Genomic DNA, 21,144 nt, shown 5'->3' with positions numbered 1-21,144 from the left:
GAGGCGGCGTGCGTCAGTGCGCCGCCTCATAGGCTTCGAGAACGGATGCCGGAACCCGGCCCCGCTCGGAGACCTGATAGCCGTTCTGCTTGGCCCACTCCCGGACGGCGCTGAAATCCTGCTGGCCGCTGCGGCGGCGCTTTCGCCCGGCCGACGCGGCGCTGGAGGTCGCGCGAGCGGAGGACACGGTGCGCGCCGCCTTGGTGTACCGCTCGAGGCTGGTGCGCAATGCGGCGGCATTCTCGTCGGTGAGGTCGATCTCATATGCGACGCCGTCGAGGGAGAACAGAACTGTCTCGCCTTCGCCGACTTCCAAAAGGGTGCCGTCGATGTCGTCGACGAGCTGGTGAACGATTCTTCGGGCCATGCTGGAAGAATAGCCCCAATTGTCGCCGTCGACCATTCGAGAATTCGGCGATGTGGAGAATTGGTCGCTCGAGCAATTCGAATGGATGCCGAATTCCGACGATTCGCGATGGTCCGGGGCGTTTCGTCTCGGGCGCCAGAGCGCCCTTCGCTCAACGACCGTGCGTTGAAGTTCCGCGGGTTGAGGTTGCGGGGCCCGGTGCCGGTCGTTGAGCGAGCGAGGAACGAGCGAGACGAAACGCCTCGAGCCTTTTCGGACACTCGGGGCGTTTCGTCTCGGGCGCCAGAGCGCCCTTCGCTCAACGACCGGAAGGGCGACGTGGGTCAGGGGAGGAGGCCGGCGCGACGCGCCGTGACGACGGCGGCGTGGCGGGTCGAGGCATCCAGCTTCGCCATGGCGGACTGCAGGTACGACTTGACCGTGCCCTCTTTCAGGTCGAGGGTCGTCGCGATCTCGGCGTTGGTGGCGCCGAGCGCCGCGCACGCGAGCACGTCGACCTCACGCGGCGAGAGGCGCACGTCGAGCTCGAGGGACGGCTCGGACGCGTCGTGCGAGAGGGCGGCCAGGCGCTGCTCAAGGCGCGCGAGCCGTGCGCGCAGCGCCGGATCGTCGACGACGGCGGCGATGCTGCGCAGCTCGGCGTACGTCTCGCGCAGCTCTTCGCGGGTGGTGGCGGGCATCGCGGCAGGTCCCGCAGGCGAGGGGGCGAGGGTGAGCCGGCGCTGCACCTCCTCGCGGATGCGCAGCTCGCTCGAGAGCTCTTCGGCGACGGCGAACGCGGGCCGGGCGACGACATCGCCCACCGGCGACTCGGCCCACGACCCGCAATAGATGATGCCCCGGGCACGATTGCCCACCATGACGGGAACCGCGAACAGGGTGGAGATGCCCTCTCCGAGCACGGCGCGGTCGTAGTCGTGCGTGATGCTGCGCGACGATCCGTAGTCCACGGCGAGGCGCGGGCGCTTCTCGACGAACGCGCGCCCGCCGAGTCCGCGCGAGGCCTCGACCACGAGACCTTCCAGTGCGCGGGTGTGGGCGCCGTGGATCGAGGTGACGTGGATCGCGTCGCCCTGCGCGAGTCCGCCGAACCCGACAGGGAATCGCGTCCGGCGCACGAGCTCGGCGACCGCGTGGTCGAGCGCCCTAATGTCGCCCGCGTCACTGCCGAAGGCATCGACGGCCGCGCCGGCGCCCGCGCGATTGCGATCGGGGTTCGGCGAACGATGTGGGAGGGACGCGCCCACGAGTACCTGCTTCCGGGGTGACGGCGTCCTCGCCGCCATTCGTAGGCCCGACTTTACCACTGGGGAGTGCGAGGCCCGGGTGTGCATTCCCCGGGCCCCGCGGCGTGCGGGCGGCCTACACGCCCGCCGCCAGCTTTGTGCCGGACGGGCGGGGTGGGCACGGCCGTGTCCGGGTTGCGCCCGAGCCTCCGAGGCGTTTCGTCTCTGCGTTTCGACTCGCAAGCTCGCTCAACGACCGCGTTCCTCGCTCGCTCAACGACCCGCCAGACTCGGCGCCGTCGGAACTATCGGCCCCTGCTCGAGGTCGATGAGGAACCGCTTCATCTCCGGCTGCCCGCCGTACTCACCGAGAGAGCCGTCCGCTCGCACGACGCGGTGCACCGGGACCACCACCGAGAACGGTGTGGTCGCGCACGCGGTGCCGACCGCGCGGGCGGCACGCGGGATGCCCGCAGAGATCGCCACCTCGCCGTAGCTCGCCGTCTCGCCGTACGGGATGTCGCACACGGCCTCGAGCGCCGCCCGCGTGAAGCCGCGGACGAGCCGCCAGTCCAGCGGAAGGTCGAACTCGTGGCGATCGCCGTCGAAGTACTCATCGAGCTGGGCGATCGCGACGTCGAACAGGCCACCGGCATCGGCGCCGGCGTCGGGAGCAGAACCCGGGGCCACGGCATCCGCTGTCTCGTCCCTAATCGGCAGCGCGCGCAGCCGCAGCGCGACCCGTTCGATCTCGGCGTGCAGGGGGCCGTCGAAGGGATGGAGGGTCACGATGCCGTCGGCGGTCGTGACGATGAGGACGTCGCCGATCGGCGACGGGTGGACGCGATAACGGGGGGAGTCCTCGGGTGTCATGCGACCATCCTGGCCCGCAGCGCCGACCCTGCGGCGGGTGCACGTGACGTTCTGTGGGAAGCCGCGCAAGGTCATGCGTTGGGGAGGAACCGGCGCGGGAGGGCAGGTCGCGACCGCGTCCAATACCGCGAAACTCAGGTCCATTGCAAGTACCCGGCAGTCCCCGCCTTTAGGGTGGCACGTGTGTGGCGAGCAGAACGGAGCGCCGTGCTGGGCTCAGAAGATGCCGAGCGCGGGTACGACGTGACCCCGGGTGATCTGGGTCTCGCCGATCCCGACGTCACCGTGGTGCACGTCGCCGAGTCCGAGCGCGACCGGCTCCGCCAGCAGTCGGCCGCGCTGGGCGGCCGCTCGACGCTGCTGCACTTCTCGGACGGCCAGGACGCCTCCATCGAGATCACGAAGGCGCATCCCGGCAGCCTCCCGCAGTTCATCACCGGCCGCTCGACGCTGCTCTCCAACCTCTTCCGCGACGAGGTCGCGCTCCGCAACGCGCGGCTGGCCGCCGAGCGCATCACCGCGAAGGATCAGGAACTGCGCACCACGCGCGGCCTCGATGCCGTGCGCCTCGCCGTCGGCCTCGCGAACTGGCGTGTCGGCGGAATCGGCTGGAGTGCGCCGGTGCTGCTGCGGCCGCTCGCGATCCGCCGCCACCACGGCGACTTCGAGCTCAAGCTGCACGGGACGTTCTCGGTCAATCCCGAGCTCATCCGCGCGATGCACACCCACTTCGGGATCATGATCGACGCCGGCGGCCTCGCCGCCCTCGCCTACGACAACGGCGTCTTCAAGCCGCAGCCGGTGATCGACCACATCCGTGCGCTGACGGCATCCAGCGAGAGCTTCGTCGTGAAGCCCCGCCTGCTGGTGTCGAGCTTCGCCGACGTGGGCGGCGACATGGCGCTCGACGCGACCGATCTCGACCATCGCGTGCTGAACGCCCTGGCGGGTCACGTCGCCGACCGCGAGTCGCTCACGCTCCATCGCCGTGGACCCGTGCCGACCAGCCCGGACGAGCGCCCTCCCGCAGCCGACATGCTGCTGCTCGACGCGGACTCCGAGCAGGAGCGCGTTCTCGCGCGCGTGTCCGACGGTCAGTCCCTCGTCGTCCACACACTGCCCGGCACCGGGGGTACGCAGACCGTCATCAACGCCGTGGGCGCGCTGGTGCGCGACGGCAAGCGGGTCCTCGTGGTGAGCGCACGGCGCTCGACCCTCGACGGCGTGCGACACCGGCTCGCCGGCATCGGGCTTCCAGGCCTCGCTGTCTCGCCCGACCGACTGCAGCGCGACCTCATCCGTGCGATCGGCCGCAACGAGAAGGCCCAGGCGCCTAAGGTCTCCGACATCGACGATGCGCTGGTACGCCTTCGCGGCGTGCTCCGCGACTACCGCGCCGCCGTGACGGCGCGGCATCCGTCGTTCGGGGTGTCCGTCCTCCACATCCTGCGCGAGCTGTCGCTCCTCGCCGAGCGAGGCGGCGCGCCGGTGACCGAGGCCCGCTTCGACGAGAAGGCGCTCGAGCGTCTGGCGACGACGCGACAGGATGCCGCGGCCAAGCTCGCCGCGGCGGCCCGGCTGGGCGAGTTCCGGTTCGGCCCCGACGACTCGCCCTGGTACGGCGTCACGTTCACGACGGTGGAAGAAGCCCGCGGCGCCCATGCGCTCGCCGGCAAGCTGCACCGCAGCGACGTGCCCACGCTGCTGGAGCGCGGCTACGAGCTGATCGCGCAGACGCGCATGCGTCCCTTCCAGACCATCGCAGAACTCGGGGTGTACCTGCGCCTGCTGCGCGGCATCCGTGACTCGCTCGACCGGTTCAGCCTCACCGTCTTCGAGCGCCCGCTCGGCGAGCTGATCCAGGCGCACGCGCCGCGGCGCGAGGCGCCGGACATGACCGGCGCCAACCGCCGTCGCCTGCGGCGGCTCTCGCGCGAATACCTGCGCCCCGGCGTGCACGTGCCGGACATGTACGAGGCACTCGTCCGCATCCAGCAGCAGCGCACCGAGTGGCAGCGGTACGTCGAGACCGGCGTCACCCCCGAGGTGCCGCTGGGCCTCGCCGATGTGCAGGTGGCGTGGCAGCGGGTGGATGCCGAGCTCGGCGAGCTCGACGCGGCCCTCGGCCGCACCGACCCCGACCGGCTCGCGACGCTGCCCGTGAAGCACCTGGTGCGCACGCTCGCCGGCCTCGCCGCCGACTCCGACGTGTTCGACAACCTCAAGGAGCGCGCGACGCTGCGCAGCGAGCTCGCTGCAATGGGGCTCGAGCCCCTGCTGCTCGAGCTGTCGGTGCGTCACGTGCCCGAGGACGAGGTGGCGGGCGAGCTCGAGTACGCGTGGTGGCAGTCCGCGCTCGAGCTGCTGCTGCGCACCGACCGCGCGGTGCTCGGTGCCAACACCGCCGTCGTCGACCGGCTGGAGCGGGACTTCCGGCTCGTCGACGAAGCCCATGCCGCGGCATCCGGTCCCCTTCTCGCCGCCCATCTCGCCACCCAGTGGCGCATCGGGATCGTCGACCACGCGGACGAGGCCGCCGGGCTCAAGCAGGCGCTCAAGCGCGGGGCGATCACCGCCGCCGAGCTCGCGAGCGTCGCGCCGACGCTCTCGCGCACGCTGGCGCCGGTGTGGCTGGCGTCGCCGTACGAGGTGCCGCGCATCCCCGACGCTGTCGCGTTCGACGTCGTGATTCTGGCGGATGCCGGAGCCCTCTGCCTCGCCGAGGCCGCACCCGCGCTCCGTCGAGGCGGCCAGGTCGTGGCGTTCGGCGACCCGGTCACGCAGAAGCCGACGCCGTTCCGCGTCGCCGCCGGCTCCGCGGTGGCGGACGCCGCCACGCCGCCTCCGAGCAACGCGACGAGCAACGGGTCGAGCAACGGGACGAGCAACGGGAACGGCGCACCTGCCGAGGGTGCGGACGACGAGGTGCCGTTCGATGGGACGAGCGTGTTCGAGCGCCTCGCCGAGCTGCTGCCGGTCGAGACACTCACCCGCAGCTACCGCGCGGGTGGCGAGGACCTGGCCGCGCTCGTCAACGACGCGTTCTACGGCGGCGAGCTCGTGTCGCTGCCGTGGGCAGGCTCGTACCTCGGTCGAGGCAGCCTCGCCGTCGACTACGTCGAGGGCGGCCACGGCGCACCCGACCCCATCACCGGCGCCGTCGAGAGTCCCGACTCCGAGGTGGCGCGCGTCGTGACGCTCGTGGTGGAGCACGCGGTCAACCGGGGGAACGAGTCGCTCATGGTCGTCACCGCGAGCGCGCGGCACGCCGAGCGCATCCGCGGCGCCGTCGAGGCCGCCTTCGCCGGGCGCTCCGACGTGGCCGACTTCGTCTCACGCGACACGGCGGAGCCCTTCGCCGTGCTGACCCTCGAGGAGTCGGTCGCCGAGAGCCGCGACCGCGTGGTCTTCTCGCTCGGCTTCGGTCTCACCAAGCATGGCCGCGTGCTGAGCGACTTCGGCGACCTCTCGTCGCCGGATGGCGAGCGGCTGCTCACGGTGGGCATGACCCGCGCCCGCCGTTCGATGGTGATCGTGTCGTCGATCCGTCCCTCCGCCTTCGACGAGGGGCGCCTCGAGTACGGCGCCGCGACGCTCATGGCGATCCTCGGCGGCATCGCCGCGCGCTCGCGCGAGGCGCGGCTCGAAGACCTCGCGGATCCACTGACCAGGGCGCTCGCCCGTGAGCTGCGCCGCGCGGGGCTCTCGGTCGACGTGCACTATCGCGGACTGCTGCCGCTCGTCGCGCAGTACGACGGCAAGGCCGTCGTGGTCGAGAGCGATCCCGAGACCATCGGCGAATCACTGCGCGAGTCGCTCCGCCTGCGCCCGCAGATCCTGCGACGCCTCGGCTGGCACTACGTGCGCGTGCACTCGTTCGACCTGTACCGCGACCCCGCGGATGTCGCCCAGCGCATCGCCACGATGCTGGGCGTGCCGCCCGACGCCCCCCGGGTCGACAACGAGACCCAGCCCATCGATGTCGTCGAGTGACCGTCAGCGCATCGAGCGGGTCAAGGGCTCACGCCGCGCGAAGCTGACCCCCGCGCCCGGCACGAGTGCCGAGCCCGTACCCGGCGACGAGACGACGGATGCCGCGGCCGCGGCGCCCGACGCGGCTCCCGGGTCCTCCGGGCCGAACGACGAGCGCCTGCGGCGCGACGTCCCCCCGCACTACTGACCCGGGGCTGTGCGCCGCCTGCGGGGTCGGTGTTCCGGTCGTTGAGCGAGGGAGCGCCAGCGACCGAGACGAAACGCGTCGGGCCGACCTGCGGCGCCGGGTGCGGGCGTTTCGTCTCGCTCGTTCCTCGCTCCCTCAACGACCGCGAGTAAAGTCCCGGTCGTTGAGCGCGGGAGCGCCAGCGACCGAGACGAAACGCGTCGGGCTGATCCGATGCGCCGGGTACGGGCGTTTCGTCTCGCTCGTTCCTCGCTCGCTCAACGACCGGGGGCAGGGTGTGCTCGAATTCCGGTCGTTGAGCGCGGGAGCGCCAGCGACCGAGACGAAACGTGTCGGGCTGATCCGATGCGCCGGGTGCGGGCGTTTCGTCTCGCTCGTTCCTCGCTCGCTCAACGACCGGGGGCGAGGAGACGGGCCTCGTCGGCCCGCGAAGGGAGCGCGAGCGACGTGCAGGGCGGGGGTCAGGCCTTCTGCTTCTCCAGGAGATCGCGGATCTGGACCAGGATCTCCTGCTCAGTGGGAAGCTTGGGCTCCTCGTCGGCGGGCGTGATCCCCGCCTTGGCGGCTGCTCGCTCCTTGAGCACATTCATCGGGTGCACGAACACGAAGTAGACCACGATCGCGACCGCGAGGAAGGCGATGATCGCGTTGATCAGCTCGCTGATCGGGAAGGTCACGGGACCCCACAGGCCGTTCACGGTGATGCCGATGGTGCCGTTCTCGTCCGGCTTCCAGAAGAGGGCGATGATCGGATTGATGATGCTCGACACGATCGCGTTCACCACCGCGGTGAACGCGGCGCCGATGACGACAGCGACCGCCAGGTCGATGACGTTGCCGCGCAGGATGAACTCTTTGAAGCCCTTGATCACGGATACCCCCCTGGGTGTCGACCGCGCCGGGGGCTCCGGACGGTCAGGATCCGGACGACGCGGGTGAGGCCTTCGCCTCGGTCTTCGATGATGTCGAAGTCGACGAGGAGGCGCCACTCGAGGCATCCGTCCCCCCGCTCGAAGCGGCGCCGCCGCTCTTGGCGCCCGCGCGCGAGTCGGTGCGGTAGAAGCCGGAGCCGTTGAAGGTCACGCCGATCGAGCCGTACTCCTTGCGCAGCACGCCGCCGCACTCGGGGCATTCGGTGAGGGTGGGGTCGGCGAAGGACTGCACCGCGTCGAAGCGGTGACCGCACTGCTTGCAGGCGTAGGCGTAGGTGGGCATGGCTCTCTCGGTGGGTATCAGCGCCGGGTGGACGCGAGGGTGATGGTGCGCGTGGGCGTGACGACGCCGGTGACGCGCTGATCGAGTTCGTCGCTCGGAAGCTCGTCGACGAACTCGGAGTCGAAGACGACCGCGTACACGGGAGGGCAGCGCTCCATCGACCCGATGGTCTTGTCGTAGAAGCCGCGGCCCCAGCCGAGCCGCATCCCGGTGCGATCGACCGCGGCGGCGGGGATGATCAGCAGGTCCACGTCGTTGACGGCGATCGGTCCGAGCAGCTCTCCGACGGGCTCGGGGAGTCCGAACATCCCCTCGGCGATGTCGCCCTCGCGGGTGGCGACCGCCCAGTCCAGCAGGCCGTCGGTGCGCGTCACCGGAAGCAGGACACGGATGCCGCGGGCCACGGCATCCGTCACGAAGGAACGTGTGCCGGGCTCGGTGGTGATCGACAGGAAGCAGGAGATCGCCTCCGCACCGTGCTCGGCGACGAGGGCGTCCAACTGAGCGCGGATGCCGGCCTCGGCGAGTTCGCGGGCCTGCGGGGTGATCAGCTGGCGGCGCTCGCGAAGCTCTGCGCGCAGGGCGCGCTTCGCATCGGCGATGGCGTCGGACATGGTGTCGATTCTACGGCGCGCGGCTCCGCTCCCGGTCGCGCGCGAAATCGGACATCGGCGGCGCCACCTCTAGACTCGGGGAATGCCTCATTCTCCGATCAAGGCCGTCATTCCGGCCGCCGGCCTCGGCACGCGCTTCCTCCCGGCAACGAAGGCGATGCCCAAGGAGATGCTCCCTGTCGTCGACAAGCCGGCGATCCAGTACGTCGTCGAAGAGGCGGCGAAGGCCGGCATCGACGACATCCTGGTGATCATCGGCCGCAACAAGAACGCGATCTCGAACCACTTCGACTCGGTCCCCGAGCTCGAAGAGAAGCTGAAGGACAAAGGCGACACCGATCGCCTGCGCCGTGTGCTGGAGTCGAGCGATCTCGCCGACATCCACTTCGTGCGTCAGGGTGAGCCGAAGGGCCTCGGCCACGCGGTGCTGCGCGCAAAGGCGCACGTCGGCGACGCGTCTTTCGCCGTCCTGCTGGGCGACGACCTGATCGACGAGCGGGACGAGCTGCTCACCACCATGATCGCGGAGCACGAGCGCACCGGCGCGGCGATCGTCGCCCTCATGGAGGTCGACCCCGAGCACATCAACCTGTACGGTGTGGCCTCGGTCGAGTCGACCGACGGCAACGGCGTCGTCAAGGTCAACGGGCTCGTCGAGAAGCCCAGTGCTGAGGATGCACCGTCGAACCTCGCGGTGATCGGCCGCTACGTGCTGTCGCCGAGCGTGTTCGAGATCCTGGAGCGCACCCAGCCGGGCAAGGGTGGCGAGATCCAGCTCACCGACGCGCTGCAGGAGCTCGCTGCCGACCCCGACGGTCCGGGTGTGTACGGCGTGGTTTTCCGTGGCCGTCGCTACGACACCGGCGATAGGGTGGATTACATCAAGGCCATCGTGCAGCTCGCGGCGGATCGCGACGATCTCGGCCCCGCACTGCGTCCCTGGTTCAAGGAGTTCGCGGCGAACCTCTGATCTTCGGATCCGGCGCCGCCCGTTCGAGGGAGTCTCGTGGATCTGTCGGCTCCCCGCAGGCATGGCTCGGTGGCCATCCGCCTCGTGCGCCAGCGCGACGCGCGCGTGTTGCAGAACGAGCTGCTGTCCAATCGCGGCTGGCTGCGCCCGTGGGAGGCGACCAGCCCCGACGGGCCGGTGTCGTTCGACATGCGGATGGGCGTGCGCCGGCTGCTGCAGCAGTACCGCGACGGCGCCGGCGTACCCTTCGTCATGGAGTACGACGGTGAGATCGCGGGCCAGCTGAACGTGTGGGGGATCGCGCGCGGCTCACTGGCCTCCGCCACGATCGGGTACTGGGTGAGCGAGCGGTTCGCGGGCCGGGGCATCACGCCGACCGCCGTGGCGCTCGCCACCGACATCTGCTTCTCGGAGCTGCGGCTGCACCGCATGGAGATCTGCATCCGCCCCGAGAACCGCGCCAGCCTGCGCGTGGTCGAGAAGCTCGGCTTCCGCTACGAGGGGCTGCGGCGGCGGTTCATCCACATCGACGGCGACTGGCGCGACCACTACGCGTTCGCCCTGGTACGCGAGGACGTGCCCGACGGCGTGCTGCAGCGCTGGGTGTCGGGCCGGGCTCCCCAGGATGCGGCCACGGTGCCGCCCAGCGACCGCCTGCACGCGTAGCGATACAGGTCCCGGGGCGTGCATTTGCACGTGAGCGCGTCAAGGTCGCACACCGGGCGGGGTTGAGGGACACGCCAGCGGGTGCCGAGGCCTCAGGCATCCGTCGCATACCGTGGTCTGCATGGGCGGGCAGGTGTGGGGCGGGGGAGTGATCGTTCTCGTCGCCGTGGGCTTGTGGCTCGTCTACCTGCTCCCGTCGTGGCACAGCCGCCGCCAGTTCGACGCCGCCGAGCGCAACGCCGTTCGCCTCAACCAGGCGCTGCGCGTGCTCGCCGAGACGAGCGAGACGCCGGAAGAGGTGCGGCTCGAGCTCAACGCCCGCACCGCCGCCGCGCAGCAGCGGCTCGCCAAGCGCGCACTTGCCGAGCGCGAACATGCGGCACTCGAAGAAGCGCGCGTCGACCTGGAGCGCGCCCGCACCGAGCGTGAGGTGGCCGAAGCCACGGCGCGGCTCGAGCGCGAGCGCGCCCGCACCGAGCGCGTCGCCGCTGAGGCGGCCGCCCGAGTGGACCTCGAGCGGGCGCGCGCCGCGCGCGCATCGGCCGAGGAGGCTGCGCGTGCCGAGCTCGCCGCCGCGCGGGCGATCCCTGCGGCGCGCCGCGCGCGCGTGCGCCGCGTCTTCCGCTTGGTCGCGACGCTCGTGGGCCTCGGCGGTCTCGGGCTCGCCGCGTGGGGAGTGTTCGAGACGCTCACCGCGGGTGTCCAGACGCTGCTGTGGGTGGGCGTCGGTCTCGTGCTGGTGTCGGGCACGACCCTTCATCGCCTGTCCCGCGTGGCGGCGCGTGCCGTCGTGCGACAGACGGATGCCGTACCCCGCCGTGCCTCCGAGCGGCGGGCCGCCGAGCAGCGGGCCGCGGAGCTGCAGGACGTCGCGCTCGAGCGCGAGCAGCGGGAATGGGCTCCGCGCGACCTGCCGCGACCGCTCACCGCGTCGGCCGGGTCCCGTGCCGCCGCCGTGCTGGATGCCGAGGCCGCGCGTGCGGCGCTCCGGCAAGCCGCCCTCGAGCAGGCCATGCTGGCCCGCGCCGAGGCCCAGCAGCCGACGTCGATCGACACCGCGCGGACCGCCCGCGCAGCGTCTGCGGAGTCGGACTACACCCGCATGGGGTACGTCGACGACGCCGAGATCGAGGCCCACGTTCGCCAGCTTCTGACACGTCGCGCCGCGGGCGAATAGGGCCTTCCGAGGGGTCCCGCCGATTCGGGACGGACCTCGAACCGTGATAGTGTTTCTGAGGTTCACGGGCCTGTAGCGCAGTTGGTAGCGCGCCTCGTTCGCATCGAGGAGGTCAGGGGTTCGATTCCCCTCAGGTCCACCACAAGAAGGCTCCCGCAGCGCGGGGGCCTTCTGCTTTTGCCCGGTCCGACGGACTTTCAGACGGCCGGGTACGGATGCGCCCCGGTCATTCCGGCGGTGGGGGATAGCGGAACCCGCTGCCCCAGCCGATCTCCCAGCCGGCGCCGGCGTCGAAGTAGTCGGCGAATGAGACGGGCAGCGCGTGCTGCGGTTCGACCGCCGCGAGAAGCCCGGCGAACCACGCCGTATACTCGGGAGCGTCGTGGGAGGCTGCGAGGCGGGGGAGAGCCCGCAGGATCAGCTCGGCGACGGCGGTCGGCGTCGACATCGCGTCGACGGTGCCGCCGCCCGCGAACTCCGTCTCGGCGCCCGAGGTGTAGTGGATCGTGGCGTCGGGGTCGGCGGCATCCGACAGCACGATCCTCCAGTACATGCCCGAAGGTGCCATCCCGGGCTGCACCCGCAGGCCATGGAACCCCCGCCGGTGCAGCTCGCGCACGCCCTGCAGGATGCGGACGGATGTCGTCATCACGAGTGCCGAGGCGATCTCGCCGTGCACACGCTTGTCGTGTGCGACGAGCGACACGCTGTCGAGCGAGGTCCCCGCGGCGGCGATCGTGTCGATCGCGGCGGTGATGGCCTCGCGCCGCGGCCAGGCGTACACTCCGGCGCTGATCAGCGGGAAGGCGATACTGCGGGCGCCCAGCTGGCCGGCCACCTCGAGCGACCGCCGGTAGCAGGATTCGAGCAGCCCGCGATCACGTTGGCCGGCGCCGTAGTCCGGTCCCACCGTGTGCACGACCCACCGGGCGGCGAGTCGGCCGCCGGTCGTCCAGCCGGCATCGCCCGTCGCAAGCCCGTGCGGGAAGCGCGCGATGCAGTCCCGAAGGATGTCGGGGCCGCCCGCGCGGTGGATCGCACCGTCGACGCCGCCTCCGCCGCGCATGGCGTTGTTGGCGGCGTTGACGATCGCGTCGGTGGTCTGAGCGGTGATGTCGCCGTGGACGGCGAGGAGGCGTGTCATCGATTCCTCTCCCTGTGCGCGTGCCAGCGCTATTCCGCGGCGCAGACGGCTTCGAGTTCGGCGTAGTAGTCCGCAAGGGGCGCCAGGCCGGCCTCGGCGCGTCGCTCGTCGACCGCTGCCTCGTCGGCGATGGGCGTCGAGGGCGTGGGGCCGTCTTCGCCGCAACCGATCTGCGTGCCGTACGTCTGCGGCTCGCCGGCTCCCACGGCGATGCGGTCGGTCAGGTAGGCGAGGTTGCCGGGTGAGGCGTCGTCGTTCTCGACGGCGATGCGCAGCCACTCCCGCGCCTCGCGCTGGAAGTCGGGGTCATGGTCCGAGTGCTGGGCGATCGCCCACGCCGCGTCTTCCGCCTCCTCACCCACCAGCGAGTACGTCGGCCAGCCGTGCGCGACGATGATCTCGCGCAGGCGCTCCGTGCGCTCCTCGTCGGTGCCGTCCCCGTCGCCGGCGAGCCGATCGGCCTGGTCCTGCGCGAGCATCTCGATGAGCTCGGCCGACAGCGCGGCGTCGAATCCGGACGGCGTCCATGTCGGGCTCGGCGCGCGGTCCGCAGCATCCGTCGCCGCCCGTGTTGCGGTGCCAGACGGTGTTGTGCCCGGGGGAACCGCCGAAGGAGCGCACGCCACGAGCGCGAGACCGGCCAGCAGGAGGCCGGTCGCGGCGAGGGTGCGTCGGGACATCGTCGTCCTCTCGTCGGGTGTCAGCCGGGCCGTGCCTCGGCGGCGGCTCGTGCGGCTGCGGGAAGCGCGTCGACGATGCGCGACACGGCGGCGTCGTCGTGCGCGGCCGAGACGAACCACGCCTCGAACACCGACGGCGGCAGCGAGACGCCCTGAGCGAGCATGGCGCGGAAGAACGGCGGGTAGCGGTACGCCTCCTGCGCCTTGACCGTGTCGTAGTCGACGGGCGGCTCGGCGGCGAACTGGATCGAGAACAGGTTGCCCGAGCGCTGCACGACGTGCGTCACACCGGCTTCGGTGAGAGCGGATGCCGCGGCGTCCGCGATCGTCGTCGCGGCGGCGTCGATGCGGGCGTAGGCGTCGGCGTCGAGGTGGTCGAGCGTGGTGCGCCCGGCCGCGACGGCGAGCGGGTTGCCGCTCAGCGTGCCGGCCTGGTACACCGGTCCGAGCGGCGCGAGCAGCTCCATGAGCGCCGCCGAGCCGCCGAGTGCAGCGAGCGGCAGCCCGCCGCCGACGACCTTGCCGAACGTGATGAGGTCGGGCGCGAACGGCACCGGGTCGATGCCGTACCAGCCGGCGGGGCCGACGCGGAACCCCGTCAGCACCTCGTCGAGGATCAGGAGCGCGCCGTGCGCGTGGGCGATGTCGGCGATCGCGGCGTTGAAGCCGTGTGCAGGAGGCACGATGCCCATGTTCGCGGGCGCCGCCTCGACGATGATCGCCGCGATGTCTTCGCCGCGGGCGGCGAAGACCTCGCGCACGGCGTCGAGGTCGTTGTAGGGGATCACCAGGGTCTGCGCGGCGATCGGTGCGGGAACACCCGCCGAGCCCGGCAGCGCGAGGGTCGCGACGCCCGAGCCCGCTTCGGCCAAGAGTCCGTCGGAGTGCCCGTGGTAGTGGCCTGCGAACTTCACGACGAGGTCTCGCCCCGTCGCGCCGCGCGCGAGGCGGATCGCCGTCATCGTGGCCTCGGTGCCGGTCGAGACGAGGCGCACGCGCTCGACCGGGGAATGGTCCGCCCGCGTCACGCGGGCGGCGATCAGCTCGGCCAGCTCCGTCTCGCCGGGCGTGCTCGCGCCGAAGCTGAGACCGTGGGCCGCGGCATCCTGAACCGCCTTCACGACGGCGGGATGCGCGTGCCCGAGGATCGCGGGACCCCACGAGCCGACGAGGTCGACGTACTCGCGGCCCTCGACGTCGGTGACGTACGGTCCCGAGGCCGCCACGAAGAAGCGCGGCGTCTCGTGCACCGAGCCGAAGGCTCGCACCGGCGAGTTCACGCCGCCCGGCATCGCGCCGCGGGCACGGGCGAACTCCTGCTCGTTCGTCGTCATCGGATCCACTCCGCAAGCTCCAGCGCCCAGTAGGTCAGCACGGCATCGGCGCCGGCGCGACGGATGCCGATCACCGACTCCTCGATCGCGCGGCGGCGGTCGATCCAGCCGTTCGCGGCGGCGGCCTCGATCATCGCGTACTCGCCGGACACCTGGTAGGCCCACACCGGCACGGGGCTCGCGGCCGCCGTGTCGGCGAGCACGTCGAGGTAGCTCATCGCGGGCTTCACCATGACGATGTCGGCGCCCTCGGCGATGTCGAGGTCGACCTCGAGCGCGCCTTCGCGGCGATTCGCCGGATCTTGCTGGTAGGTGCGGCGGTCGCCCTCGAGCGAGGACTGCACCGCCTCGCGGAACGGGCCGTAGAACGCCGACGCGTACTTGGCGGCGTAGCCGAGGATCGGGGTGTTCGCGAAGCCGGCGCCGTCGAGCGCGTCGCGCACGGCGGCGACCTGGCCGTCCATCATGCCCGACAGGCCCAGCAGCTGCGAGCCGGCCTCGGCCTGGGCGACGCCCATGTCGCGATAGCGCTCGAGCGTGGCGTCGTTGTCGACGTAGCCGCTCGCATCCAGCACGCCGCAGTGACCGTGGTCGGTGAACTCGTCGAGGCAGAGGTCCGTCTGCACGACGAGTGCGTCGCCCGCCTCGGCGGCTGCGATGCGGGTCGCCACGTTCAGAATGCCGTCGGGGTCGGTCGCACCGGAACCCGTGGCGTCCTTGTGCTCGGGCACGCCGAACAGCATGATGCCGCCGATGCCGGCGGCCGCGGCATCCGTCACCGCCTTCTTCAGGCTCTCGGTGGTGTGCTGCACGACACCCGGCATGGACGAGATCGGCACGGGCTCGGTGGCGCCCTCGCGCACGAACATCGGGAGGATGAGCTCGGCCGGGTGCAGGCGGGTCTCGGCGACGAGGCGGCGCATCGCAGGCGTCGCGCGCAGACGGCGGGGGCGGGTCGTGGGGCCGACGATGGGGGTCACGGGCGTTCTCCCGTCAGGCCGGCGGCGCCGGCGTCGAGCAGTTCACGGGCGACGGATGCCGCGACCTCTCGCGGCGGGTCGCCCTCGTCTTCAGGCCACGTGGTGGCGTGGGAGGAGGTGAGAGCCGTCGCGCCGTCGAGGCTGTAGACGCGCGCCGACAGCAGGAGGAGTCCTGCGTCCACGACGGCGCGTGCGCCGACGGGGGCGGAGCAGCCGGCCTCGAGAAGGGCGAGCACCTCGCGTTCGGCCTCCACGGCGGCGCGGGTCTCGGCATGGTCGAGGGCGCGGACGAGGTCCTCCTCGCCGCGGCGCACCTCGATCGCGAGAGCTCCTTGCCCCGGGGCCGTCGGCCAGGAGTCGGCGTCGAGGTAGTCGGTGACGACCTCGGTGCGGCCGATGCGGCGGAGTCCGGCGGCGGCGAGGATGACGGCATCCAACTCGCCGCTCGTGACCTTGCCCAGGCGCGTGTCGACGTTGCCGCGGATGTCGACGACCTCGAGGTCGGGGCGGCGGGCGCGCAGCTGCGCCATGCGCCGCGGCGAGCCGGTGCCCACCCGCGCGCCGGCGGGGAGGCTGGCGAGCGTGAGCCCGTCGCGCGCGCACAGGGCGTCGCGGGGGTCTTCGCGTGCCGGGATCGCGGCGACGACGAGCTGGTCGTGCGGCGCCGTCGGGAGGTCTTTGAGCGAGTGGACGATCACGTCGCACTGGCCCGCGAGCAGCGCGTCGCGCAGCGCACCCGTGAAGAGGCCCGTGCCGCCGGCGCGGGACAGCGGCTCCTTCGAGCGGTCGCCTTCGGTGGTGATCGTGACGAGCTCGGTGGTGACGCCGGTCGCGTCGGCGAGGTCGTCGGCCACCATGCCGGTCTGGGCGAGGGCCAGGGTGCTGCCGCGCGTGCCGATCCGCAGCGCGCTTCTGGATGACGCGCTCACGCGAGCACCTCGGCGATCTCGTCGACGGCGATGCGGCGGCCGGTGTAGAACGGCACCTCTTCGCGCACGTGGCGGCGCGCCTCGGTCTGGCGGAGGTCGCGCATGAGGTCGACCAGCTCCACGAGCTCGGGTGCCTCGAGCGCGAGGATCCACTCGTAGTCGCCGAGCGCGAAGGACGCCACGGTGTTGCTCAGGACGCTGCGGTGCGCGGCACCCTTTCGCCCGTGATCGGCGAGCATCTGCCGCCGCTCCTCGTCGGGCAGGATGTACCAGTCGTATGACCGCACGAACGGGTACACGGTGAGCCAGGCCTCGGGGTCCTTATCGCGCATGAACGCCGGGAGATGGCTGGCGGTGAACTCCGCGTCGCGGTGCACGCCCATCGCGTTCCACACCGGCACGAGCGACGTGAGCGGCTCGGCGCGGCGCAGCGTCCGCAGGGCGGACTGCAGCACCTCGGGGGCGACGCCGGTGCCGGTGAGCCAGATCATCAGATCGGCGTCGGCGCGCAGACCCGACACGTCGTAGAAGCCGCGGACGGTGACTCCGGATGCCTCGACCTCGGCGACTGCCGCCGCCAGGTCGGTGACGGGCGAGGGGCCGGCGGTGGAGTTGCGCCGGAAGACCGCCCACAAGGTGTAGCCGAGGGTTTCAAGGGGGTTCGCCGCGACGTCGGTCATGCCTCCATCATTTCATCCCTTGCCGGTCGCATTCCCGGCCGGCGATCGGTCGTTGAGCGAGCGCGGAATGAGCGAGACGAAACGCCTGGAACCTCAGCGCGTTTCGTCTGCGGGCGCCAGAGCGCCCTCCGCTCAACGACCGGTTGTCCGGCCGGCCGGCGATCGGTCGTTGAGCGAGCGAGGAAGGAGCGAGACGAAACGCCTGGAACCTCAGCGCGTTTCGTCTGCGGGCGCCAGAGCGCCCTCCGCTCAACGACCGGTTGTCCGGCCGACCCGTCCGCGGTCGTTGAGCGAGCGAGGAACGAGCGAGACGAAACGCTTGGGGCGTCGTCGCGGACGTGGAGTGCCTCGTCTGCGGGGCGCTCAGCGGGTGAGGAGCTCGGACGCCGTGCGCTCGGCGTGGGCGATCAGGCCGGCGAGGCCCGAACCCGCGACCGTCTCGCCGACGACCGTGACTCCGCCCGGCGGGACGGCGGCGGCCGGCCGCACCCACGAGACGTGTGCGGCGTCGACCACCACCGGCAGCGGCACGCCGAGGAGGGTCTCGGCGTCGGCGAGTGCCGCGGCGACGGGGTCGGCCGGCGTCGCGTCGTACGAGAGGCGCAGCACGTGGCGGCCTGCGGCGGCGTCGCGCAGCCACGCCCACTTCGCGGTCGCGTGGGTGAGCGCGCGGGCGCCGACCGGTGCACCGGCGGCGACGAGCAGTCCGGTGCCGCGGGGTGCGGCATCCAATTCGTCCTGCTCCACCACGAGGGTGACGAGGTCGATGCGACGGCCGGGTGCGCCCGGCGCCGCGAGGCTCGGCGCGGCGACGACGACGATGCCGTCGAGGGTCGCGATGTCGTCGACGGGCGTACTCAGACGGATGTCGCCGCCGCGGCGCGTGAGATCCTCCGCGAGTGCGGGCACGATGCGGTTGACGCCGCCGCGAAGGCCGGCGACCGCCGATCCCGGTGGAGCGGCGGCGCGCAGCTGCGCGACGGCTGCTCCGAGCGAGCCGGCGCTCGCAACGGCATCGGCGAGTCCCGGATGTGCCCGGGCGACGGGCACGTCGTCGGGATGCTGCGAGTGCACGCCGTGCACCACCGGTGCGACCAGGCGGTCGAGAACCTCGTCGCCGAAGCGGTCGCGGACGAGGGCGCCGAGTGTCGGCGGCACTGCTTCCACAGGGCGGGCGTCGAGCTCGACCGCACGCTCAGCGGCGGCGCGACCGACGACCCGCACGACGTCCGCAGCGAGCGGATCGGACGGGATGCCGAGGAGCGCCGTCGCCGGCAGCGGCACTGCTTCGCCGGTCACGGGCTGGAGCCACGCCGGCCCGGGAGTGGGGGCGACGATGTCATCGGCGAGCCCGAGTTCGGCGAGCAGCGCCGCGACGACCCCGCCGCGGACGGCGAAGCTCTCGGCGCCGGCATCCAGGGCGAGCCCGCCCACCTCGTGCCGCGCGACGGTTCCGCCGAGGCGATCGGATGCCTCGAACAGCGTCACAGCCGCGCCCGACGCCACGAGCCGGCGCGCGACCACGAGCCCCGCGACGCCGCCTCCGACGACGGCGAAGCGACTGCTCGTGCGGGACTCAGCCATGCGCGTGGACGAACTCCACGATGCGCGTGAGCACGGTCGGGTCGGTGTCGGGCGGAACGCCGTGGCCGAGGTTCAGCACGTGCGCGCGGGCGGCGCGGCCGCGTTCGAGCACGTCGACGATGTGGGCTTCGAGCACCGGCCACGGGGCGCGGAGCAGCGCGGGATCGATGTTGCCCTGCACCGAGACGTCGGGACCGAGGCGACGCACGGCTTCATCAAGGGGCAGGCGCCAGTCGACGCCGACCGTGTCGACGCCGACGTCGCGCATCGCGGCGAGAAGCTCGCCGGTGCCGACGCCGAAGTGCACGAGCGGCACGCCGAGCTCACGCACCGGCTCGAGCGCCCGCGCCGAGAACGGCGCGACGTGTCGGGTGTAGTCGGCGAGGCTCAGCGAACCCGCCCACGAGTCGAAGAGCTGCCCGGCGGACGCTCCAGCCTCGATCTGGGCGGCGAGGAATGCGCCGGTGATCTCGGCGCACCACGTCAGCAGCGCCGACCACGTCTCGGGGTCGGAATGCATGAGGGCCCGGGTCCGCAGCTGCTCCTTCGACGGGCCGCCCTCCACCAGATACGACGCGAGGGTGTACGGCGCGCCGGCGAAGCCGATGAGCGGCGTGGTGCCGAGCTCGGCGACGGTGAGCGCGACGGCTTCGCGGATGGGTGCGAGCGCTTCGGGGTCGAGCGGCGGCAAGGCCGCGACATCCGCCGCCGTCCTCACCGGGTTCTCGAGAACCGGCCCACGGCCCGCGACGATGCGCACGTCGACGCCCGACAGACGCACTGGGATCACGATGTCGCTGAAGAAGATGCCCGCGTCGACGCCGTGGCGGCGCACCGGCTGCAGCGTGATCTCGCTGGCGAGCTCGGGATTCAGGCAGGCGTCGAGCATGTCGGTGCCCACGCGCAGCTCTCGGTACTCGGGCAGAGATCGTCCCGCCTGGCGCATGAACCACACCGGGGTGCGGCTCGGCCGATCGCCGCGGTACGCGCGTATCAGCGCGGGCGGATCGTTTCTCTGAAGAACGGAAGGGTGAGAGACATGCAAAGACACACGTTAAGATTAGAGTCGTGCTCCTCTGTCTGACCGCGAACCATCGGAACGCGAGCCTCGACGTCCTGGAGCGTCTCTCTGTGGGAGCGCCCACGGCGACGCGCGCCCTCGTGGATGACGAGCTGTTCGTGTCCGGCGCCGTCGTGCTCGCGACGTGCAACCGGTTCGAGGCGTATCTCGACATCGACGAGCCGCTCACCGGCGGCGAGGCCGTCGCGGTGGAGTCGGTCGTCGAGGCGATGGCCGCGGCATCCGATGTTTCCGTCGACCTGCTGCGTGCGTCCGTCGCGGTGCACCAGGGGGCGGATGCCGCAGCCCACCTGTTCGCGGTCACCAGCGGCCTCGAGTCGATGGTCGTCGGCGAAGACGAGATCTCCGGTCAGGTGCGTCGCGCCCTCGACGCCGCACGTGCCGACGGCATGACCAGCAGCGAGCTGGAACGCCTGTTCCAGAAGGCGACGCACACCAGTCGTGGCGTGCGCAACCGCACCCAACTGCGCGGCGCCCACCGCTCACTCGTGCGGCTCGCGCTCGAGCTCGCCTCGAGCCGTGTCGCCGACTGGGCGGCCGCCCGCGTCGTGCTCGTGGGCACCGGGCGCTACGCCGCGCGCACCGTCGACGCCCTGCGCGCTCGCGGCGCCGGCGACGTGCACGTGTTCTCGCCGTCGGGGCGGGCCGAGGGATTCGCCGCCCAGCACGGACTCATCCCGGTGTCGGACTTCGCGGCGGCAGCGGCCGAGGCGGATGTCGTCATCACCTGCACCGCCGACGCCGTCGTGCACGCCGACGCCTTCGTTCCCGGGCGCCGCGTGCTCGTCATCGACCTCGGACTGCCCCGCAACGTCGACCCGGCCGTCGGCGCCGTGGCCGGTGTGGAGCTGCTCGACCTCGAGACGATCCGGCTGCATGCTCCGCTCCAGGAGTTCAACGCGCACGCCGACGCACGCGCCATCGTGGGGGACGCGGCGACCGAGTTCCACGCCGACCGCCTCGCAGGTCCGGCGATCACGGCGCTGCGCACCGACGTGCTGAAGACGCTCGACGACGAAATCGCGCGCGCCCGCTCACGCGGCGCGGGCGACGAGGTCGAGGCCGCGCTGCGGCACCTCGCCGGGGTGCTGCTGCACCAGCCGTCGGTACGGATCCGCGAACTGGCGGTCGAGGGCCGGATCGACGAGGCGCGCGCGGCGCTGGAGTTGCTCCACGGGCTGTCGATCGACGCACCCGGCGCGGTCGACGCCGACGACGACTTGTGGGAAACGGCGTAGCGGAGACCTGGCGCCGCCAGCTGCGGTTGGGCATGCGCTCGGGCGTTTCGTCTCGCTCGTTCCTTGCTCGCTGAACGAGCGCGGGACGGTCGGCGTCGTCTCGCTCGGGCGAAGACGGGGCTGGGTCGTGGTGCGTCTCGCTCGGTCGACGACGGGGCTGGGGTGGGGGTGTTGTCGCTCGGGCTGGGTGGGGGTGCGTCTCGCTC

The 21,144-nt window shown here is 71.9% G+C and carries 20 protein-coding genes and 1 tRNA gene; 7 read left to right on the top strand and 14 right to left on the bottom strand.

Annotated features, from left to right (window positions below; genetic code table 11):
- Nucleotides 1-13: 13 nt before the first annotated feature.
- The 3 genes from B2K11_RS15715 to B2K11_RS15705 form a co-directional block, all read right to left on the bottom strand.
- On the bottom strand, nucleotides 14-367 hold the full coding sequence (locus tag B2K11_RS15715) for an Lsr2 family protein (protein ID WP_163619682.1): 354 nt from the start codon (nucleotides 365-367) through the stop codon (nucleotides 14-16).
- Between the two features lie 323 nt (nucleotides 368-690).
- Nucleotides 691-1,614: a LuxR C-terminal-related transcriptional regulator gene (locus tag B2K11_RS15710; RefSeq protein ID WP_239526118.1), complete on the bottom strand. Its 924-nt coding sequence runs from the start codon at nucleotides 1,612-1,614 to the stop codon at nucleotides 691-693.
- A gap of 252 nt (nucleotides 1,615-1,866) precedes the next feature.
- Nucleotides 1,867-2,466, bottom strand: a complete 600-nt coding sequence (locus tag B2K11_RS15705) for a methylated-DNA--[protein]-cysteine S-methyltransferase (RefSeq protein ID WP_163619570.1) — start codon at nucleotides 2,464-2,466, stop codon at nucleotides 1,867-1,869.
- 210 nt (nucleotides 2,467-2,676) lie between these two features.
- Between B2K11_RS15705 and B2K11_RS15700 the strand changes: the two genes are divergently transcribed.
- Together B2K11_RS15700 and B2K11_RS15695 are read left to right on the top strand one after the other, a co-directional pair.
- Nucleotides 2,677-6,459: an AAA family ATPase gene (locus B2K11_RS15700; protein ID WP_163619681.1), complete on the top strand. Its 3,783-nt coding sequence runs from the start codon at nucleotides 2,677-2,679 to the stop codon at nucleotides 6,457-6,459.
- The gene (locus B2K11_RS15695; RefSeq protein WP_163619568.1) at nucleotides 6,446-6,646 is read left to right on the top strand and encodes a hypothetical protein; all 201 of its coding nucleotides are present in this window, start codon (nucleotides 6,446-6,448) and stop codon (nucleotides 6,644-6,646) included. The genes B2K11_RS15700 and B2K11_RS15695 overlap by 14 nt, the downstream gene beginning before the upstream one ends.
- A 461-nt stretch (nucleotides 6,647-7,107) precedes the next feature.
- On the opposite strand, the gene mscL is transcribed toward B2K11_RS15695, so the two are convergent.
- From mscL to B2K11_RS15680, 3 genes are read right to left on the bottom strand one after another with little or no spacing between them, the layout of a single operon-like run.
- Complete coding sequence (gene mscL / locus B2K11_RS15690) at nucleotides 7,108-7,518, bottom strand: large conductance mechanosensitive channel protein MscL (RefSeq protein WP_163619567.1); 411 nt, start codon at nucleotides 7,516-7,518, stop codon at nucleotides 7,108-7,110.
- A 43-nt stretch (nucleotides 7,519-7,561) separates the two neighbouring features.
- A complete protein-coding gene (locus B2K11_RS15685) occupies nucleotides 7,562-7,861 on the bottom strand; it encodes an FmdB family zinc ribbon protein (protein WP_163619565.1) in 300 nt (99 codons plus the stop codon).
- A gap of 17 nt (nucleotides 7,862-7,878) precedes the next feature.
- The gene (locus B2K11_RS15680; RefSeq protein ID WP_163619563.1) at nucleotides 7,879-8,475 is read right to left on the bottom strand and encodes a 5-formyltetrahydrofolate cyclo-ligase; all 597 of its coding nucleotides are present in this window, start codon (nucleotides 8,473-8,475) and stop codon (nucleotides 7,879-7,881) included.
- A gap of 82 nt (nucleotides 8,476-8,557) precedes the next feature.
- Here B2K11_RS15680 and galU point away from each other — a divergent pair, with 82 nt between their 5' ends.
- The 4 genes from galU to B2K11_RS15660 all read left to right on the top strand — a co-directional run bounded on the left by galU (nucleotide 8,558) and on the right by B2K11_RS15660 (nucleotide 11,430).
- On the top strand, nucleotides 8,558-9,445 hold the full coding sequence (gene galU / locus B2K11_RS15675; protein WP_163619561.1) for a UTP--glucose-1-phosphate uridylyltransferase GalU: 888 nt from the start codon (nucleotides 8,558-8,560) through the stop codon (nucleotides 9,443-9,445).
- Nucleotides 9,446-9,481: 36 nt separating this feature from the next.
- Nucleotides 9,482-10,111 (top strand): GNAT family protein, encoded by a 630-nt coding sequence (locus B2K11_RS15670; protein WP_163619559.1) that lies wholly within the window; start codon nucleotides 9,482-9,484, stop codon nucleotides 10,109-10,111.
- 121 nt (nucleotides 10,112-10,232) lie between these two features.
- A complete protein-coding gene (locus B2K11_RS15665; protein ID WP_163619557.1) occupies nucleotides 10,233-11,288 on the top strand; it encodes a large exoprotein in 1,056 nt (351 codons plus the stop codon).
- Nucleotides 11,289-11,354: 66 nt separating this feature from the next.
- A tRNA-Ala gene (locus B2K11_RS15660) sits at nucleotides 11,355-11,430 on the top strand.
- Between the two features lie 84 nt (nucleotides 11,431-11,514).
- Here B2K11_RS15660 and B2K11_RS15655 read toward each other — a convergent pair.
- From B2K11_RS15655 to hemE, 8 genes are all read right to left on the bottom strand, one after another.
- Nucleotides 11,515-12,432 (bottom strand): macro domain-containing protein, encoded by a 918-nt coding sequence (locus B2K11_RS15655; RefSeq protein ID WP_163619556.1) that lies wholly within the window; start codon nucleotides 12,430-12,432, stop codon nucleotides 11,515-11,517.
- A gap of 29 nt (nucleotides 12,433-12,461) precedes the next feature.
- Entirely contained in the window at nucleotides 12,462-13,112 is a 651-nt protein-coding gene (locus B2K11_RS15650) for a DUF6624 domain-containing protein (RefSeq protein ID WP_163619554.1), read from the bottom strand.
- A gap of 20 nt (nucleotides 13,113-13,132) precedes the next feature.
- A complete protein-coding gene (hemL, locus tag B2K11_RS15645; RefSeq protein ID WP_163619552.1) occupies nucleotides 13,133-14,446 on the bottom strand; it encodes a glutamate-1-semialdehyde 2,1-aminomutase in 1,314 nt (437 codons plus the stop codon).
- Nucleotides 14,443-15,417, bottom strand: coding sequence for a porphobilinogen synthase (hemB, locus tag B2K11_RS15640; protein ID WP_204260158.1), 975 nt, complete (start codon nucleotides 15,415-15,417; stop codon nucleotides 14,443-14,445). Before hemB ends, hemL begins: the two co-directional genes overlap by 4 nt.
- A gap of 5 nt (nucleotides 15,418-15,422) precedes the next feature.
- Nucleotides 15,423-16,355 carry a hydroxymethylbilane synthase gene (gene hemC / locus B2K11_RS15635; protein ID WP_163619548.1) on the bottom strand — a complete coding sequence of 311 codons (933 nt, stop codon included), beginning with the start codon at nucleotides 16,353-16,355 and terminating at the stop codon, nucleotides 15,423-15,425.
- Complete coding sequence (hemQ, locus tag B2K11_RS15630; protein ID WP_163619546.1) at nucleotides 16,352-17,035, bottom strand: hydrogen peroxide-dependent heme synthase; 684 nt, start codon at nucleotides 17,033-17,035, stop codon at nucleotides 16,352-16,354. Before hemQ ends, hemC begins: the two co-directional genes overlap by 4 nt.
- Nucleotides 17,036-17,398: 363 nt before the next feature.
- Nucleotides 17,399-18,619 carry an FAD-dependent oxidoreductase gene (locus tag B2K11_RS15625; RefSeq protein ID WP_163619544.1) on the bottom strand — a complete coding sequence of 407 codons (1,221 nt, stop codon included), beginning with the start codon at nucleotides 18,617-18,619 and terminating at the stop codon, nucleotides 17,399-17,401.
- Entirely contained in the window at nucleotides 18,612-19,670 is a 1,059-nt protein-coding gene (hemE, locus tag B2K11_RS15620) for a uroporphyrinogen decarboxylase (RefSeq protein WP_163619542.1), read from the bottom strand. The genes B2K11_RS15625 and hemE overlap by 8 nt, the downstream gene beginning before the upstream one ends.
- Before the next feature lie 17 nt (nucleotides 19,671-19,687).
- Here hemE and B2K11_RS15615 point away from each other — a divergent pair, with 17 nt between their 5' ends.
- Nucleotides 19,688-20,938, top strand: a complete 1,251-nt coding sequence (locus tag B2K11_RS15615) for a glutamyl-tRNA reductase (protein WP_163619540.1) — start codon at nucleotides 19,688-19,690, stop codon at nucleotides 20,936-20,938.
- Nucleotides 20,939-21,144: the final 206 nt, after the last annotated feature.

Source organism: Microbacterium sp. B35-30, from assembly GCF_010634855.1.
Taxonomy (GTDB): Bacteria; Actinomycetota; Actinomycetes; order Actinomycetales; family Microbacteriaceae; genus Microbacterium.
The sequence above is the reverse complement of the archived record's forward strand: the minus strand, read 5'-3'. Positions and strand labels throughout refer to the sequence as shown.